This window comes from Streptomyces sp. NPDC048269 (genome assembly GCF_040652395.1).
GTDB lineage: Bacteria > Actinomycetota > Actinomycetes > Streptomycetales > Streptomycetaceae > Streptomyces.
The window spans coordinates 1-17,620 of record NZ_JBEZLW010000062.1; the positions used below are offsets into that span (position 1 = coordinate 1).

A 17,620-nucleotide genomic window follows, 5' to 3' on the forward strand; every position below is an offset into this window, starting at 1 on the left:
GTCGACGTCCGTCTGGAGCGCGAGGAGTGGCTGCGCATCGGCGTGACCGACAGCCACCCGCGCTGGCCCAAGCGGCTCCCGGCGGCGGTCCAGCACGCCGTCAGCGCCCTGGGGCTGGAGGGCCTGGTGGAGCGGCTGGGCGGCCTGGACGGCGAGGTCTCCCCCCGGCTGCTGTCCCGAGGCGAGGGCCAGCACCTCGCGCTCGCCGCCGCCTACCTCTCGCCGGCTCCGCTGCTGCTGCTCGACGAGGCCACCTGCCACCTGGACCCGCGTACGGAGGAGCGTGCCGAACGGGCTCTCGCGGCCCGTCCCGGCACCCTCGTCGTCGTTGCCCACCGCGTTTCGTCCGCGGCCCGCGCCGACCGGGTCCTCGTCCTCGACGGGACCCGGGCCGTGTGCGGCACACATGAGGAACTGCCGGCCAGGTCGCCCTTGTACCGGGATCTGGTGGGGAGGTGGCACCACACCACGGACGAGTGACGCGCCGGGCCCGCCCGCCCGCGGCGGCCGCGGATCAGACCCAGCCCGCCCGCCGGGATATCCGGATCGCGTCGATGAGATTGCGCGCGCCGGTCTTGCGGGTCGCCGCGGCCATGTAGTTGCGCACGGTCCCGCTCGCCAGATGCAGTGTGCGGGCGATCTCGGCGATCGAATCGCCCTCCGCGGCCCGGGCCAGCACGCTGAGTTCGCGCGGGCTCAGCGGTACGGGATCGGCCTCCATGAAGGCGGAAGCCAGCGAGGCATCGATGAACCGTTCCCCCGCGGCGACCTTCCGGACTGCCCGTACGAGCCGCCCCGGCGAGCCGCCCTTGTCGACGTAGCCGCGGGCCTCGGCCCGGAAGGCCCGGTGCAGCGAACCGGGGGCCCCGGTCGATGCGAGTACCAGTACCGAAGACGGGGACGCGAGGACCTGGCGGTCCGCGCGTCCGTCGCCGGCCAGCACGGCCGTCGTGCCCGGACAGTCGAGGTCGACGACCGTCACGTCCGGTCGTAAGGACTCGGCCTCGCGCGCCGCGGTCCGCCAGCCTGCCGAGGTGACCTCGAAGGGCCCTTCCGATCTCAGCAGGGCGGCCAGCGCCGACCGGACCAGGCTGACGCTGTGCAGGACGAGGACCTTCGTCATCGTGTGCTCTCCTCGGTAGACGAACCAACAGCACCACGCGGGTGCCCCCGTACAGGAGTGATGGAACGTCACTGCGGGGGGCGCGCTGGGGCGTACGGGCAACTTGGCCGAGATGCGCCGGAACACCGAGGACTCCGCTTCCCTTGGGCGGGCAACGCACGTGAAGACCGGCCCCGCCCGCTCCGCCCCTCCGGCAGGATGCGGTCCGGGCGCCCCTGCTCGCGGGCCCGATCCCCGGCGCGGTCAGACTTCGCCGCGCCAGGCGCCCGTCTCGATCCCGCGCGCCTCGATGAACAGCTTGAACCGCTTCAGGTCACCCATGACCTGACGCTTGACGAAGCCGAGCTTGTCGGCGGCCGTCTCGGCCAGACCGTCGGGCACCCAGTTCATGTGCAGGACGACCTTGGTGGTGGTCGCGTCGATCGGCTGGAAAGTGACGAGCCCGGCCTGGCGGGCCTCCCCGTCGACCGTCATCCACGCGACGCGCTGGTCCGGGAGCTGCTCGGTGATCTGCGCGTCGAACTCGCGCTGTACACCGTTCACATTGGTCACCCAGTGGGTGAGCGTGTCCGTCCGCTGGTCGATGCGTTCGACCCCCTCCATGAAGACGGGGAACTGCTCGAACTGCGTCCACTGGTTGTAGGCCGTGCGTACGGGGACGTTGACCTCGACATACTCCTCGACGTGCGACATGCGCACCCCTTCCGTGTGTTCGGCGGCCCCGCACCCTGAGGTACGGGTCGTCGTCCGTCAGGACGTCTGGAGGCGCGGCTACCCGCCCCTGGGGACCCCATGCGCGGGGGACCGAGCAGCACGGCGTCCTCTGGAGTGGCCCCGGCGCCCCTCCCGCCCCTTGTGTCAGCTCCCTCCCGTGGGGCAGGGGCGTGGAAGTCCATGCTGCCTACATCCGCTGAGGGAACATGAACAGCGCTCTACTCCTGCCGACCGTCCTGGTGGGCTCGATCCTCCTGACCTTCGCGGCCGGTTGGGCCGCCGACCTGCTGCTGCGCCGAGCCGACGCACGCCACCCCGAAACGCCCCTGTGGAACCTGCTGCGCCGCTGCCGCCGAGCCCTGCAGATCGTGCTGCTCGCCGCGCTGCTCAAGGGCGCCTACCGGCAGACCGCATGGCCGCCGCTGCACGACAACGCGGCCATCGTGGGCCGGGTCCTCTCGCTCGCCCTGATCGGTGCCGGGGCCTGGCTGATCGTGGCGGTGGCCTCCGCCGTCGTCGAGTCGGGATACGCCCGCTACGCCACCGGCACCCGCGACCCGGCCCGGGTGCGCCGGGTCCGCACCCAGGTGACGCTGATCATGCGGGTCGTGACGGTCGTCGTGGGCGTCGTCGCGGCTGCCGCGATGCTTCTCACCTTCCCGAGCTTCCGTGCGCTCGGCACCTCCTTGCTCGCCTCCGCCGGGATCGTCGGAATCGTGGCAGGCGTCGCCGCCCAGTCCACCCTCGGAAACCTCTTCGCCGGCTTCCAGATCGCCTTCGGCGACATGGTGCGCATCGGCGACACGGTCGTGGTCGCGGGCGAGTGGGGAGTGGTCGAGGACATCACCCTCACCTTCCTCGCCGTGCGCACCTGGGACGAGCGCCGGCTCACGATGCCCGTGTCGTACTTCACCACCCGGCCCTTCGAGAACTGGTCGCGCGGCGGAGTCCAGATGACCGGCACCGTCTTCCTCCACTGCGACCACAGCGCGCCCGTCGACCTCATACGCGACAAGGTCCACGAGATCCTGAACAACTGCCGGGAGTGGGACGGGCGCGGCTGGGACCTTGCGGTCACGGAGACGACGCCCTCCACCATCGTGGTGCGGGCCATCGTCACGGCCAAGGACGCCGACGACCTGTGGACGGTGCGCTGCGCCGTACGGGAGCAACTGGTCGCCTGGCTTGCGGAGAAGCATCCGGATGCCCTGCCGCGCGTCCTCCTGGGTCCGGCGTCGGGAGCGGAGAACGGCGCGGCCGAGCGCAGCCGGTGACGGAGCTCCCCGCACGGTTCAGCCGTAGGTGACCGTCACCTCGCGGAAGCCCAGGGAACCCAGCAGTCCCTCCAGCATCGACGTGGTGTTCTTCTCGGCGCGCTCGGCGAGGCCGCTGTCGCGGGCCGCCTCGTCGAGGTGCTGCGCGGCGAGCTTCTGCACGGCCTGTTCACCGGCCGGGTTGTCGGAGAACAGATCGCCGATCCGGTCCAGCAGGCCCCGCTGCTTCGACACCGCGTACGAGCGGTCGGGGTCGAGGGCCGCCGTGCCGAGCACCGCGTGCGGCAGCCGGATCGAGGCCTCGGTGCGGTCGCCGTTCACGGTGACGTTCCGGTCGCCCAGGCCGCCCAGGTCGACGTAGCCGCTGACCGTGCCGGCGCCCACGTACAGGGTGCGGGTTCCCCGGATCGCATCCGGCAGGAACGCCGCATCCTTCTCCAGGTCCACGACCACCTGGAAGTTGCCGACGGCCGCCTCGTAACGATCCATGTCCTGGATCGACTTGAGCAGCGCGGGACCCGAACGGTCCCGGGTGTCCTCGCCGAAGAGGCCGCCGAATCCCGGAACCAGGCTGAAGCGCGCCGCGAGCACGATCAGCACCATGACCACCGCCAGGCCGGCGGCGATCCGCCCCCACCACGGGCGCCGCGAGCCGCCCGGCCGATCCGAAGAGGTTTCCATACTCCGCGGATACCCCGTGGACGCGGCTGCAGCGCGAGCCGGCCGCGGGGGCCCCGAGTTCGAGGAGTGCGAGTGCGCCGGAGGAGCGGACCCCTACCGGTGGCGGGCGAGTGTGTGCACGAGGACGATCAGCGCGAAGGCCATCACGAGCAGGTGCACCCACGCGGGGCCGGGCGCCGGGGACAGGGACAGAGAGGTGAGCTGATGAGTAGTCACGATGCGCTCCTGCCCTCGGCCGCCCGATCGACGCCTCCCGCACGGGACGAGGGACGCGCGTGCGTGCGGGCGTCCGGACGGCGGCACACCGCACGGGGTGGCAGACCCGCCGTCCTCCCGGCGGGACGTGTAGGCGCGCGGATCAGGGGAAGCCGTTCGTCAAGCCCGACCGGCCTCGCGAAAGGAACCGCTCATGCTGATGGCTCACCCGGCCGTGCTCTCCGGCCTTGTCGAACGCTACTGGGCCCTGTCCGTCCTGAACGCCGAGAGCGGAACCCCCGAGGCCTGCGGCCGTCTGGAGGACGTTGCCGCCACGCTGTGCGTCGTGACGGGCACCTCGGACGTACACGCCGCCCTCACCGCAGCCCGCTACCGCCTTCCCGGGGCGCGGACCTACGACGACTCGGTCCTGGGTCCCCGGCCGACCGCGCGGCGCCGTACGTACTGCTGACGTCGGCCCCGGGCGCGCGCCGGACCGGTCACGGGCCCGTGGGCCTGCCGGACACCAGCCGGGTGGCCTCGATCTCGGCCCAGACGACCTTCCCGTGCTCATGCGTGCGCGCGCCCCAGCGATCGGACAGACGCTCCACGATGTACAGGCCGTGGCCGCCCGGGACGCCGCGTTGCGGGGCCGGGTGGCGGCGGGGCGGCGCCGACGTGCCGTCGTACACCTCGATGCGCAGGGCCTCTCCGGCCGTGAGTACGAGTTCGTGACAACCGCCCGCGTGCAGCGACGCGTTCGTCAGCAGCTCAGACACGAGCAGCAGGGCGTCCTCGGCGGTCTCGGTCCCGCCCCAGCCCCAGTCCCGCAGGGCCTGGCGCGTGAAGTCGCGCCCCTTGGCCACCGGGCCGCGGACGCCCGTCAGGGCGAGCCGGCGGCGCTGCCCTCCGGCGGGAAAGCCGGCACTCACCGCGTTGCCCGTTTCCGGTCCGACGGTCTCCACTGTGGTCACTCACCCCCACATCGCCACTGGTCTTCGGATCTCTGCGTCTCTGCTCTCGGGACCTGCCCGAGACAGTGTAAGGGACCGCCGGCCTCAGGGAGTTGCCATGTGCAGCCGGAGTGTGAGACCGCTGTCAGTGGCGCGGACCTCCACCAGGTCGCAGAGCTGGTGGATCATCCACAGACCACGGCCGCCCCTGGCCGATGCCAGGGAAGGGCGGCGTCGCCCCGCCAAGGGGTCGGCCAGGCGGCCGGCGTCGTGGATCTCGGCGACGATTCCCGCCCGGGCGCCGGCGGTGGTCCACAGGCGGAGGGTGCCCTTCCCGCCGCCGTGGGAGAGGGAGTTGGCCGCCGCCTCGCTGATGGCCAGGATGAGATCGCCGCGCCGCGCCGGGGTCAGGGCGGTTCCACGTGCCCAGCCCTCGGCGTGCTCGCGTACCTCGGCCAGCCCTCCGTGGGAGTACTCGAGCCGGAGCACCTCGCCGTCGTGTTCGGGCAGGAGGAGATCGCAGTCCGTGGAGACCTTCGAGGCGTCGGTGTAGGCCGGGCTCAGCAGGTCCCGTCCCTTCTCGATCAGCGTGGGGTGCGTGCGCCGGGCGTCGGACACCACCGCGGGAGCCAGCCCCCGTACGTCGTACGGGCACAGGATGGTTGCGGGCCGGCCGGCGAAGGCCGTGTTGATGAGGGCCTCGTGACGGGTGGCCTCCAGCACCTCGGCGGGGGAGCGGCCGGGCCAGATCGGTTCGCCCACGACCCGGGCGGCGCGGCCCGCGTGCCGGTCGGCGAAATCCTGCAAGGCGGCCAGAATGCGGCCGGGATTGCGGCCCAGCTCCGTCATGTCCGTCCAGGCGATCTCCGCCGTGTTCTCACCGAGGCTCTCGCGCAGGGCGTCCAGGTGCGGGCCCGGCACGGCGACGAGCACCGGTTCCTCGGCAGACAGGGCGGTGCGTACGAAATCACCCACCCCGGCCAGGTACTCGGCGAGGTCCTGGTAGAAGAGGGCGGGGTGGACGAAGGCCCCGGGCCCGGCGGGCGCAGGAACAGTGATCATGCTGCGACCTCCAGCGCGGCGCATTCGTCCGGGAACATCTCCACTACCTTGCGGAGCGAGTATGGCGGGTCGTGGAGCAACAGGCGTCGTCCCTCCCCGTTGAGGGCGGCCGACGCCTGCACCAGGGCGGCGACCGCGGCCGTGTCGAGAAAGGCCACGGCGGAAAGATCGAGATGGACGACGGGGCCGGGTATCCCGATCACGACGCCGAGCGCGGCGGACAAGGTCTGCCGGGTATCGAGGTCGCAGCTGCCGCTCAGACGTGCGCCGGGGCGGTCCTGCAACGGCAGGGCGGCCAGCGGCGTCGTCCCGTCCTTTCCCGTTCCTGGCGGCGTTTGCGCGCACCGGACGACCGCGTCCGCCCCCACCGCGTCGTTTTGGCGCGCTTGCGCGCCGACGGGGGAGGCGGACCGGTCGTGTCGGTGGAGGGACGTCATGGTCCGTGTCTACACCGTGAGCATGCCGGCGCGCAGCCGGGCCAGGGTCCGGGACAGGAGGCGGGAGACCTGCATCTGGGAAATGCCCAGTTCGGCGCCGATCTCGGCCTGGGTCTTCTCCTGGCCGAAGCGCATCTGCAGGATGCGCCGGTCGCGTTCGTCCAGTTGCTCCAGCAGGGGTGCGAGGGTGTGGAACTCCTCGAAGAGTTCCATGGCGGGGTCGACCTCACCGAGGCGCTCCGCCAGCGGTCGGGGTGCCCGGCTCGTCGTGGTCGGAGCGTCGCCCTCCGTGCCGGCGGTGTCGAGGGAACCGCTGGTGTAGCCGTTCGCGGCCACCAGTCCGTCGATGACTTCGTCCTCGGAGAGTTCCAGGTGCTGGGCGACCTCCTTGACCGTCGGCGCCCGGCCGAGGACGTCGGTCAGGGCCTCCTGGGCCTTGGCGAGCTCCGTGCGCAGTTCCTGCAGGCGGCGGGGGACGTGCACGGCCCAGGTGGTGTCGCGGAAGTAGCGCTTGATCTCTCCCGTGATGTAGGGGAGGGCGAGGGTGGAGAATTCGACCTCCCGCTCGAGGTCGTAGCGGTCGATGGCCTTGATGAGGCCGATGGTTCCGACCTGGATGATGTCGTCCATGTCGACACCGCCGCCGAGCACACGGGCGCGGAAGCGCCGCGCGGCGAACTGCACGAGGGAGAGGTTCATCTCGATCAGGGTGTTGCGTGTGTACTGGTACTCGCGCGTCCCCTCCTCCAGCGTGCGCAGCCTCGCGAAGAACAGCCGCGACAGCTCGCGGGCGTCGGCGGGCGCCATCTCACGAGCGTTCTCCACCTGGTACGGGTCCACGTCCTGCGCAGGCTCCGCCGCGGTGCCTCGGTCACAAGCAGGGACGTGCGCGACTGGTGTACGAATGGGGCCTACCACAGTGGCCGAGCGAGACATGGTGGCCGCTCCCTCCCGATTGACTGACGGCTGCCTCGGCGCTCCTGCCCCGGCTTCGCCGTTCTACACACCTTCGTGGCATCGGTTTGTTCCCCGGGTCGCGCCGTGCGACCGGAGGGGAGGCGCCGCGCCCGGGGCGGCGGCCGCGTCGGCGGAAGGAGCAGGCATACTCCCTTGAGAACGACGTACAGGTGGCGATCCGGGGAGGCGGACATGACCGGAGCAGCAAGGGACGCGTACCAGCCAGGCGTGGTCGGGGACAGCTACCCCGCGGGGGCCGGGTGGGTGGTGGCGGCCCACGGGGAGCTCGACCAGGACACGTTGGCCCCTCTGGAGGAGGCTCTCGCCTCCGCCGCCGGCCGGCATCCGCTGGTGGTTCTGGACGCCGGCTCCATCACGTTCGGAGACTCGTCCTTCCTGAACCTGCTCCTGAGGCTGCACCACCTCACCGATCTGCGTATCGCCGCCCCAGGCGAGCAGTTGCGACGGCTCTTCGCCGTGACCGGTGCCGATACCGTCCTCTGCCTGCACGCGAGTGTCGAAGACGCCCTCGGAGCGTGAAGCCGGTGCCGGACGCTCAGCCGGTGCGCGGGTGGGCCGCGTGCGGGTCCGGTCCGCCGGCGGGCCGGAAGCACGCGGTGATCGTCTTGCCGCCGTGGCAGGCATGGACGTCGAGGGAATCGGCCAGTGCGGTGACGATCCCCAGCCCGCGACCGGACGTGGCACCCTCGTCGGCGTCGGGCTCCCGGGGGCTGGGCAGCCACGGATCGGCGTCGGCGACGCTGACGTGCAGGCAGTAGCCGTCCCACGTCAGCACCAGATGTGCGGTGCCGACCGCGTGCACGTGCGCGTTGGTGACGAGTTCGGAGACGCAGAGCAGCACGGAGTGCACGGTGTCGGCCGCCGAACCGTTCCACGGAAGTGACGCCAGGTGCCCCGCGGTCCACTGCCGCGCTGCCCGGACGCCCTCCGCAATCGGAAAAGAACGTGCCCAGCCCACCGCCTTGACCGCCATTGTCCTCACCTCGTTTCCGCTGTCGTGCCGTGTGCGTCACCGGTTCGTCTACCCGGAGACGGCACGAGCACCCGAGGCTTTTCACAGCACGGCGCGGGAACGTGGGTTCGGGCCGTACACGATCGGCCTCCCGGCCGTCTTCCGTCCGGTGAGCCCGTATGCGCTGCCCCCGGTGTGATCGACTGTGCCTTATCGTCCCTTCGGCGGCGCTAGCCTTCACCGGGCCGGTGCCGCCGCGAAGACGGAGACCGGCTGTCCCGCGTATCGGAGCGGTTGGTAGCGAGAGTGAGGTTGGCTGATGGCCGAGCGGGCGGGCACGGATTCAGTGGACGGGGTGCCACCGTCGCCAGGTGAGAGCGGGATCGGCGAGTCGGAGCTGCGCCAGTTGCTGGCCGGGCTGACTGCCGTACGCGACGGGGATTTCCGCACCCGGCTGCCCGATGCGCCGGACGGGCTGCTCGGGGAGATCGCGACCGTCTTCAACGGGATGGTCAATCAACTCTCGCTGTTCACCTCGGAGGTGACGCGGGTGGCCCGCGAGGTGGGCACCGAGGGGACGCTGGGCGGCCAGGCCGACGTACCGGGAGTCGGGGGCGCCTGGCTGGACCTCACGGATTCGGTCAACTTCATGGCCGGAAACCTCACGGCCCAGGTGCGCTCCATCGCCCAGGTCGCGACCGCCGTGGCCAAGGGCGACCTCTCGCAGAAGATCACCGTCACGGCGCGGGGGGAGATCCTGGAGCTGAAGGAGACCATCAACACGATGGTCGACCAGCTCTCCGGATTCGCCGGGGAGGTCACGCGCGTGGCCCGCGAGGTCGGCACCGAAGGCCGGCTCGGCGGTCAGGCGGACGTCAAGGGCGTGTCCGGTACGTGGAAGGACCTGACGGAATCGGTCAACGTCATGGCCGACAACCTGACCGCCCAGGTGCGCTCCATCGCCGAGGTCACCACCGCCGTGGCCCAGGGCGACCTGACCCAGAAGATCCGGGTGGACGCGCGCGGGGAGATCCTGGAGCTGAAGGAGACCATCAACACGATGGTCGACCAGCTGTCCGCGTTCGCCGACGAAGTCACGCGCGTGGCCCGCGAAGTGGGAACCGAGGGCAACCTCGGCGGCCAGGCCACGGTCCGGGGGGTCTCGGGCACCTGGAAGGACCTCACCGACAACGTCAACGTCATGGCGTCCAACCTGACCGGCCAGGTGCGGTCCATCGCCCAGGTGGCCACCGCCGTCGCCCGTGGCGACCTCTCGCAGAAGATCATGGTGGAGGCGAAGGGCGAGGTCGCCGCGCTGGCCGGGGTCATCAACACGATGGTCGACACGCTGTCCGCGTTCGCCGACGAGGTGACCCGGGTGGCCCGCGAGGTCGGCACCGAAGGCCGGCTCGGCGGCCAGGCACAGGTTCCCCACGTGGCGGGCACCTGGAAGGACCTCACCGACAACGTCAACTCCATGGCGAACAACCTCACCGGCCAGGTCCGCAACATCGCCCTCGTCACCACGGCCGTCGCCAACGGCGATCTGTCCAAGAAGATCGACGTGGACGCCCGCGGGGAGATCCTGGAGCTGAAGACCACCATCAACACGATGGTCGACCAGCTTTCCGCCTTCGCCGCCGAGGTCACCCGCGTCGCCCGCGAGGTCGGCAGTGAGGGCCGGCTCGGCGGGCAGGCGGAGGTCGAGGGCGTCTCCGGTACCTGGAAGCGCCTGACCGAGAACGTCAACGAGCTGGCCGGCAACCTGACCCGCCAGGTCCGGGCCATCGCCGAGGTCGCCAGCGCGGTCGCCGAGGGCGACCTGACCCGCTCGATCACGGTCGATGCCTCGGGCGAGGTCGCCGAACTCAAGGACAACATCAACTCCATGGTCGGTTCGCTGCGGGAGAGCACCCGGGCCAACCAGGAACAGGACTGGCTCAAGTCCAACCTGGCCCGCATCTCCGGCCTGATGCAGGGCCACCGGGATCTCGCCGCCGTCGCCGAACTCGTCATGGACGAACTGACGCCGCTCGTCGCCGCCCAGTACGGCGCCTTCTACCTCGCCGAGGACGGCCCCGGCGGCACCGTGCTCACCCTCGTCGGCTCCTACGGCCGGCCCGCGGATGCCGAGGAGCGCACCCGGTTCGCCCTCGGCGAGTCCCTCGTCGGACAGGCGGCCCGCAGCCACCGGATCATCGCCACCGACCAGGTCCCCGGCAACTACGTCATCTCCTCCGGGCTGGGCCACACCACCCCGGGCAGTCTGATCATCCTGCCGATCGTGGTGGACGACCAGGTCCTCGGAGTGATCGAACTCGCCTCCTTCACCGCCTTCACCCCCGTACACCGCGACTTCCTCACCCAGTTGATGGAGACCATCGGCGCCAACGTCAACACGATCGTCGCCAACGCCCGGACCGACGAGCTCCTCGGCGAGTCCCAGCGGCTGACCGGCGAACTCCAGGCCCGCTCGGAGGAACTCCAGGTCCAGCAGGAAGAACTCCAGCGCTCCAACGCGGAGCTGGAGGAGAAGGCAGCCCTCCTCGCCAGCCAGAACAGCGACATCGAGGCCAAGAACCTGGAGATCGAGCAGGCCCGGCAGGAACTGGAGACCCGCGCACAACAGTTGTCGCTGGCTTCCACGTACAAGTCCGACTTCCTGGCCAACATGAGTCACGAGCTGCGCACCCCGCTCAACAGCCTTCTCATCCTCGCCCAGCTGCTCGCGCAGAACCCCGCCCGCAACCTCACCCCCAAGCAGGTCGAGTACGCGGGCATCATCCACTCGGCCGGCTCGGACCTGCTCCAACTGATCAACGACATCCTCGACCTGTCGAAGGTCGAAGCCGGAAAGATGGACATCCATCCCGAGCGGGTGCACCTGCCTCAGCTGCTCGAGTACGTCGACGCCACCTTCCGGCCGATGACCACGCAGAAGAGCCTCGACTTCACCGTCACCACGGCCCCGGGCGCCCCCGACGACCTGCTCACCGACGACTCGCGGCTGCGCCAGATCCTGCGCAACCTGCTGTCCAACGCCGTCAAGTTCACCGAGCGCGGCGGAGTCGAGCTCCGTATCGAACCGGCGACGGCCTCCGAGATCCCCGCCGGGCTTCCCCGGCGCGGGCCCCTGCTGGCCTTCCGGGTACGGGACACGGGCATCGGCATCCCCGAGCAGCAGCTGGAGTCCGTGTTCGGAGCCTTCCAGCAGGCCGACGGCACCACGAGCCGCAAGTACGGCGGCACCGGCCTCGGGCTCTCGATCAGCCGCGAGATCGCCCAGCTGCTCGGCGGGGCCGTCACCGCGGAAAGCACACCCGGCCAGGGCAGCACCTTCACCCTCTACCTGCCGGTCAGCCGCGCGGACTACGAGGACGTCCCCCACCCCGACGCCTCCGCGACGCTCGCGCCCCACGACACGTCCGCGGCGGCCGATCCGGGCCGCCCGGACACGCCCGTGCTCCCGGCACAGCGGCGGCCCCGCCGCCTGCTGGTGATCGAGGAACGGTCCAACGGTCTGCTTTCCCTCGTAGCCGAGAGCGCCGGCCGGGACTTCGCCCCCGGCCACCGGATGACGGGGGAACGCGACGGGATCCAAGTGGTCAATGCCACGAGCTCGCGGGAGGCAGCCGCCGCCCTGGCATCCGACTCCTTCCACTGCGTCGTCCTGGAACTGGACATGCCCGACGGCGAAGCGCTGCGCTTTCTCGACGCGCTCGACGGAGACCCGGCCCTCTCCTCGCTCCCCGTCCTCGCCCACAACAACCCCCGCGTCAGAACCGGCCAGGAGGAGGTCCTGCGGGAGCGGTCCGCATCACGCCAGGTGGAGCTGCTGTCCAGCCTGGACGAACTGCGGGAACGCATCGCGCTCCACCTCAACGCAGAGCAGCCGGGGGACGTGCTGCCCCTCGTTCACGGCGACACGCAGCGGCAGCAGGCCGCCCACGTGCTCGACGGCGATCTGGCCGGACGCACCGTCCTCGTCGTCGACGACGACGCACGTAACCTCTTCGCCCTCAGCGGGGTCCTGGAACTGCACGGCATGCGCGTGCTCCACGCCGAGGACGGCCGCAAGGGCATCGACGCCCTCACCCACAACGCGGGTGTCGACCTCATCCTGATGGACGTGATGATGCCCGAACTGGACGGCTACGCGGCCACCGCCGAGATCCGGCGGATGCCGGCGTACAAGGGCCTGCCCATCATCGCGGTCACCGCCAAGGCGATGCCCGGGGACCGGGAGAAGAGCCTCGCCGCGGGCGCCAGCGACTACGTGACCAAGCCGGTGGACGCCGACGACCTCATCGCCCGCGTCCGGCACTGGCTCACGCGATGACCGGGGGCACGCGATGACCGGGGACACGCGACGGCACGACGATGCGACGCGCCCGCAGGGGACGCCGGGCGGTGACCAGGCCGCCGCGAGCGCCATCCCGCACCAGGCCCCGACCCCGTTGGGCCGCCTCGTCGCCACCGTCGAACGGCTGCGCCGGGAGGTGCTGGAGGCACAGGCGGCCGCCGACGGCCGGGCCTTGGTCGAACTGGCCAAGGGCATCCTGATCGGACAGCTGAGCTGTACCCCGGCGGCGGCGGCACAGCAGCTCGACCTGTTGTGCCGGGAGAGCGGGATGTCCCCCCTCGAACTCGCCGCCGACATCGTCAACCAGGCGTCCCGCGACCACGTCAGCGAGATCGCCGCCGAGTTCGTCGAGCGCGCCGGTACGGACCACGATCCGGCCGGGCAGCACTCCACGGTGTCGGTCCGGCTGCGGACCGCCGAAAGCGGCATGCTGGCCGCCGCCGCCGACACCCAGGCAGTGGCCGAGTCCCTCCTGACGAACGCCCTGAGCCCCCTGGGAGCGGTCGCCGTCGCCGTGTGGACCGCGGTGCCCGACGGCTCGCTGGCCCTCGCCGGGCACGCCGGTTTCCCGTCCAGGGAGGCCGTACGCTGGCGCCACGTACCCCCCGGCGTGTCGACGGTCGCCCGCCTCGCGCTGCGGGAGCGCCGACTGGTCACCCTCGCCCACCTCAAACGCGAAGGGCTGCCCTCGATCGGCCACCTCCAATGGCCGGACGGCGGACGGATGGCCGTACCGACGGGGACGGGCGGACGGATCCACGGCGTCCTCGAAATCTGCTGGCCGCAGCCCCTGGCGCCGCAACCACCGCAGATCGAGCGCCAAGTCGAGGCCCTCGCCGAGCTGTGCGCCCGCACCATGGACGTTTCGCCCCCACGCGACTTCACGGTCACCGAGGCGGTGCTCCCGGACGTCGAGGAGCTCATCGACCTCGCCGAGGGACTGCAGGATCCCGCCGTGGTGCTCACCCCGGTCCTCGACGCCGGGGGCCGGCTCAGCGACTTCCGGATCCGGCACGCAGGCAGCCGGTTCGTCGACCCGGTGGGACGGCCGCGCGGCGACGTCAACGGTGCGCTGCTGCTGGAGGCCTATCCGATGGCCGCCGGCGAGAGCGGGCTGTTCGACATCATCGAACGCGTGCACGCGACGGGCGAGCCGTTCAGGGCCGAACGCATGAGCCTGACCGCGTTCGTCGACCAGATCCCGCTCACCTCGGTCGCGGACATCAGCGTCAGCCGTCACGGCGCGGCCGTCCTGCTGATCTGGCGGATCGAGGACGAGACGGCCCGGCTGGCCAACCTCCTCCAGCACGCCCAGCGCCTGGGCAGGATCGGCGGTTTCGAGGAGAACCTCGCCACCGGAGAGACCACCTGGAACGCGCAGCTCTACGCGCTGCACGGACTCCCGGCCACCGCGCCCCCGGTACGGCTGCGGGAACTGCCCGGATACGCCCATCCGGACGACTCCGCCGCGCTCGGCCGCTTCCTGCGCGCGGTGCTCCGCCACCGCCGCCCCGCCTCCGTCCATTTCCGCCTCCAGAGGCTCGACGGAATCACCCGACACATCCGGGTCGTCGCCGAGCCCGTCCTCGACGCGGACAAGCGGCTGCACTCCGTGCGCGGCGCCTACCAGGACATTTCCGCCCAGCACTGGACCGAGGTCGCGCTGGCCGCGACCAGGGACCAGCTCGCCCACACCGAGGCCGAGTCCGCCGAACGCAACCGGCTGGCCCTCCAGCTCCAGCACGCCATCATGCCCCCCACGCCACCGGCCATCGAGGCCCCGGGGCTGCGGGTCGCCGTCCGATACCGGCCGGCGGAGACCGAGTCGCTCGTCGGCGGCGACTGGTACGACACCGTGGTCCTGCCCTCCGGGCTGATCATGCTGTCCGTGGGTGACGTCGCCGGTCACGGCATCGAGGCGGCCACCGGCATGGTCGTGCTGCGCAACGCCTTGCGCGGCCTCGCCGTCACCGGCGCCGGCCCCGCCCAGCTGCTGTCCTGGCTCAACACGGTCACCCATCACCTGGCCAAGCACGTGACGGCCACCGCCGTCTGCGGCCTCTTCGACCCGAGCACCAGGGTGATGCGCTGGGCGCGCGCGGGCCACCTGCCGCCCGTACTCGTCCGCGGGGGCGAGGCCGACGCCTTCCCCCTCATCGAGGGCCTGCTCCTCGGAGCCCTGCCCGACGTCACGTACGTCGAACGGGAGGTGCAGCTCGAACCGGACGACACCCTGCTGATGTTCACGGACGGACTGGTGGAACGGCGGGACTCCTCGGTCCAGGACTCGCTCGGCCATCTCGTGAACGCGGCGGCCGCCGGAGCCGGGGATCTGGACGGACAACTGGACCGCCTCCTCACCGCGAGCAGGTCCGACACGGACGACGACACGTGCGTGATCGGCATCCAGGTCGGCTGAACCGGCACCGGGCGGTGCGGGGAACGGCGCTGTCGCCCCAGGGGGAGCGAGCTCGCCGTCGCCACCCGCCGGCAGACGGCGATACGGGCACTGACCTGCGGGTTCCCACTCACGGTCCGGTCCACGAAGCGAACGGGGCGCTGACCGGGGCATAAGGACAGGTCAGCGCCCGCGGCGGGCACTCCTCCGCCCGGTGATGCCCCCTTGGCGCGCGGTGATCGGGCTCGCCTTCCGGTGGCACCCGGTCGCCGGGTGGCCCCCTGGGCGCGATACTGGAGGTCTCGCTGCGTGGAGGCGACATGGGCGAACCGGAGCATCACGGCCCGAGCCCGGCCTCGGTGTCCGTCAGTGACACGGCAGCCGTCGTGCTGGACGACGAAGGCGTGGTCATCGCCTGTTCCGGGATGGCCGCGACACTGCTGAAGTGCTCGCCCGGGCAGCCGTGCGCTCCCGTGCTGGCGATGCTTCCGCGCGACGGAGCGGAGGCGGGCCCGGGCGGGCGTCCCGTGGCGGCACTCGGAGAGGGCGGGTCGGGCAGGGCGGGCGGCCTCGCCTTCGACGTGGTCCGGCTGGGGGCGCGGGCTGCCGGCGATTCCGGCTCCGGCGCGCTGTGGCTGGTACTGGTCACGTCGGCCGAACCCACGGCGGACACGGCCGAGCGCGACTCGGAGCGGCGCCGGATGCAGCTGTCCCACGCCGCCGCCGTAACGATCGGCGCCTCCCTGGACGTGGCGGAGATGGCCGAGGTCATCGTGGATCTGCTCGTCCCCGACTTCGCGGACCTGGCGACCGTGGATCTCGCGGAGCCGGTGCTGGTGGGGGACGAGCCGCCACACGTCGACGCCAGCGGCGACGTGCGGCTGCGCCGGACCGCCGCCGCGCAGAGCCCTGAGATATCCGCGGAGGCCCTCCTGGCCGTGGGAGAGGCGCTTCCTGCGGTATCGGACAGCGCGTTGATGCGTCCCCTCATGGAGGGACGGCCCGTGCTGGTGTCCGATATTGCAGTGCTCCGCACGATGCTCGGCGTGGACCCCGAGAGCCTGCCGCTGCTCGTCCCGAGCGGGGCGCACTCCTCCGTGGCGGTGCCGCTGTACGCGCGAGGACTGATCCTCGGCTGCGTGACGGTCTGGCGCAGCCAGTTGCCCTCCGGTTTCGGCGAGGAGGACGCCGCCCTCCTGCAGGACGTCGTTTCCAGGGCGGCACTCGGCGTGGACAACGCCCGCCGCTTCACCAAGGAACACCGGTCTGCGGAGGCCCTGCAGCGAAGCCTGTTGCCGCGCTCGGCCCTGGACTCCGCGGCCGCCGAGACGGTGGGGGTCTACCGGCCGGCGGCCGGCGGTGCCGGAGTCGGCGGGGACTGGTTCGACGTGATCCCCCTGCCGTCGTCGCGCGTGGCGTTCGTCGTCGGCGATGTCGTCGGCCACGGCCTTGACGCCACCGCGGCCATGGCGCGACTGCGGACCGCGGTGCAGGCCCTGGCGGACCTCGATCTGGATCCGGGCGAACTCCTCACGCACCTGGACGACTTGGTGCTCGGTCTCTCGGGCGAACAGGCGACCGGTGAATCCCCTTCGGAGAGGGCCGTGCTCGGAGCGACGTGCCTGTACGCCGTCTACGACCCGGTGACGAGAGCGTGCGCCGCTGCCACCGCGGGACATCCGCCGCCTGCCCTCCTGTCGCCCGGCGAGGAGCCGGCCTTCGTCGGCATGGTGCCGGGACCGCTGCTGGGAGTCGGCGGGATGCCCTTCGAGGTCGCGGAGTTCGGGGTCCGGCCCGGCAGCATGCTGGCGTTCTACACGGACGGACTCGTCGACAGCCGCGGCGGTGACATCGAACAGGGCATGGAGAGACTGAGGAACTCGCTCGCCGGCGCGGACCTGAGCCGTTCCCTCGGCGAGGTCTGCCAGAGCGTTCTCGACAGGGTGCTGCCTCAAGAGCCCGGTGACGACGTCGCCCTGCTGCTCGCCCGTACCCGCACCCTCTCGCCCGACCAGGTCGCGGAGTGGGAACTCGATGCCGATCTGTCCCTCGTGGCGCACGCCCGTGAGCTGGTGATCGACCAGCTGACCGACTGGCAGCTGGACGAACTGGCCTTCGTGACGGAGCTCGTGGCCAGTGAACTGGTCACGAACGCCATCCGCTACGCCGGCGGCCCCGTCGGGCTCCGGCTCATCCGGGACCGGAAGCTGACCTGTGAGGTGTCCGACCCCAGCAGTACCCAGCCACGCCTTCGTCGCGCCCGGGAGACGGACGAAGGCGGGCGCGGCCTCTTCCTCGTCGCCCAGCTCGCCGACCGCTGGGGCAGCCGGTTCACGAGGGCCGGGAAGACCATCTGGACGGAGCAGGCCATCGGCGACGGGAAACGGCCGTAGTGATGGTGTCGAAGGGCGCGGTGGTGCGGGACCGCTGTTCGTACCGGTCCCAGCGGGACATGCGTACGCAGGGACCCGGGCGACCCCGTGCCGCCCG

The 17,620-nt window shown here is 71.4% G+C and carries 15 protein-coding genes and 1 pseudogene; 7 read left to right on the forward strand and 9 right to left on the reverse strand.

From position 1 onward, the window contains the following. Positions 1 to 81: 81 nt before the first annotated feature. Positions 82 to 480: pseudogene (locus AB0D48_RS34200) on the forward strand (ABC transporter ATP-binding protein); the annotation flags it as partial. Between the two features lie 34 nt (positions 481 to 514). On the opposite strand, the gene AB0D48_RS34205 reads toward AB0D48_RS34200, so the two are convergent. Beyond that, entirely contained in the window at positions 515 to 1,123 is a 609-nt protein-coding gene (locus AB0D48_RS34205) for a response regulator transcription factor (RefSeq protein ID WP_362406132.1), read from the reverse strand. Positions 1,124 to 1,366: 243 nt separating this feature from the next. Continuing rightward, positions 1,367 to 1,816, reverse strand: a complete 450-nt coding sequence (locus tag AB0D48_RS34210) for an SRPBCC family protein (RefSeq protein ID WP_362406135.1) — start codon at positions 1,814 to 1,816, stop codon at positions 1,367 to 1,369. 227 nt (positions 1,817 to 2,043) lie between these two features. On the opposite strand from AB0D48_RS34210, the gene AB0D48_RS34215 reads away from it, so the two are divergent. Further along, entirely contained in the window at positions 2,044 to 3,111 is a 1,068-nt protein-coding gene (locus AB0D48_RS34215) for a mechanosensitive ion channel domain-containing protein (protein ID WP_362406138.1), read from the forward strand. An 18-nt stretch (positions 3,112 to 3,129) separates the two neighbouring features. Here the strand turns inward: AB0D48_RS34215 and AB0D48_RS34220 are convergent, their stop codons facing one another. Both AB0D48_RS34220 and AB0D48_RS34225 read right to left on the reverse strand, forming a co-directional pair. Further along, the gene (locus AB0D48_RS34220; RefSeq protein ID WP_362406141.1) at positions 3,130 to 3,792 is read right to left on the reverse strand and encodes a DUF4230 domain-containing protein; all 663 of its coding nucleotides are present in this window, start codon (positions 3,790 to 3,792) and stop codon (positions 3,130 to 3,132) included. A gap of 93 nt (positions 3,793 to 3,885) precedes the next feature. Continuing rightward, positions 3,886 to 4,008: a hypothetical protein gene (locus AB0D48_RS34225; protein ID WP_362406144.1), complete on the reverse strand. Its 123-nt coding sequence runs from the start codon at positions 4,006 to 4,008 to the stop codon at positions 3,886 to 3,888. Positions 4,009 to 4,201: 193 nt separating this feature from the next. Here AB0D48_RS34225 and AB0D48_RS34230 point away from each other — a divergent pair, with 193 nt between their 5' ends. Beyond that, positions 4,202 to 4,459: a DUF5133 domain-containing protein gene (locus AB0D48_RS34230; protein ID WP_362406147.1), complete on the forward strand. Its 258-nt coding sequence runs from the start codon at positions 4,202 to 4,204 to the stop codon at positions 4,457 to 4,459. 28 nt (positions 4,460 to 4,487) lie between these two features. Here AB0D48_RS34230 and AB0D48_RS34235 read toward each other — a convergent pair whose 3' ends face one another. From AB0D48_RS34235 to AB0D48_RS34250, 4 genes are all read right to left on the reverse strand, one after another. Next, complete coding sequence (locus tag AB0D48_RS34235; protein ID WP_362406206.1) at positions 4,488 to 4,952, reverse strand: ATP-binding protein; 465 nt, start codon at positions 4,950 to 4,952, stop codon at positions 4,488 to 4,490. 93 nt (positions 4,953 to 5,045) lie between these two features. Next, on the reverse strand, positions 5,046 to 6,002 hold the full coding sequence (locus AB0D48_RS34240) for a sensor histidine kinase (protein ID WP_362406150.1): 957 nt from the start codon (positions 6,000 to 6,002) through the stop codon (positions 5,046 to 5,048). Then, a complete protein-coding gene (locus AB0D48_RS34245) occupies positions 5,999 to 6,439 on the reverse strand; it encodes an STAS domain-containing protein (protein ID WP_362406153.1) in 441 nt (146 codons plus the stop codon). Before AB0D48_RS34245 ends, AB0D48_RS34240 begins: the two co-directional genes overlap by 4 nt. 9 nt (positions 6,440 to 6,448) lie before the next feature. After that, a complete protein-coding gene (locus AB0D48_RS34250) occupies positions 6,449 to 7,246 on the reverse strand; it encodes a SigB/SigF/SigG family RNA polymerase sigma factor (protein ID WP_362406209.1) in 798 nt (265 codons plus the stop codon). Positions 7,247 to 7,588: 342 nt separating this feature from the next. On the opposite strand from AB0D48_RS34250, the gene AB0D48_RS34255 reads away from it, so the two are divergent. After that, complete coding sequence (locus AB0D48_RS34255; RefSeq protein WP_362406156.1) at positions 7,589 to 7,936, forward strand: STAS domain-containing protein; 348 nt, start codon at positions 7,589 to 7,591, stop codon at positions 7,934 to 7,936. A 16-nt stretch (positions 7,937 to 7,952) separates the two neighbouring features. On the opposite strand, the gene AB0D48_RS34260 is transcribed toward AB0D48_RS34255, so the two are convergent. After that, positions 7,953 to 8,390: an ATP-binding protein gene (locus AB0D48_RS34260; RefSeq protein ID WP_362406159.1), complete on the reverse strand. Its 438-nt coding sequence runs from the start codon at positions 8,388 to 8,390 to the stop codon at positions 7,953 to 7,955. Positions 8,391 to 8,688: 298 nt separating this feature from the next. Here AB0D48_RS34260 and AB0D48_RS34265 point away from each other — a divergent pair, with 298 nt between their 5' ends. The 3 genes from AB0D48_RS34265 to AB0D48_RS34275 all read left to right on the forward strand — a co-directional run bounded on the left by AB0D48_RS34265 (position 8,689) and on the right by AB0D48_RS34275 (position 17,523). Then, positions 8,689 to 12,708 (forward strand): HAMP domain-containing protein, encoded by a 4,020-nt coding sequence (locus AB0D48_RS34265; RefSeq protein WP_362406162.1) that lies wholly within the window; start codon positions 8,689 to 8,691, stop codon positions 12,706 to 12,708. Between the two features lie 13 nt (positions 12,709 to 12,721). After that, the gene (locus AB0D48_RS34270; protein ID WP_362406165.1) at positions 12,722 to 15,151 is read left to right on the forward strand and encodes a SpoIIE family protein phosphatase; all 2,430 of its coding nucleotides are present in this window, start codon (positions 12,722 to 12,724) and stop codon (positions 15,149 to 15,151) included. A gap of 299 nt (positions 15,152 to 15,450) precedes the next feature. After that, positions 15,451 to 17,523 (forward strand): SpoIIE family protein phosphatase, encoded by a 2,073-nt coding sequence (locus AB0D48_RS34275; RefSeq protein ID WP_362406168.1) that lies wholly within the window; start codon positions 15,451 to 15,453, stop codon positions 17,521 to 17,523. Positions 17,524 to 17,620: the final 97 nt, after the last annotated feature.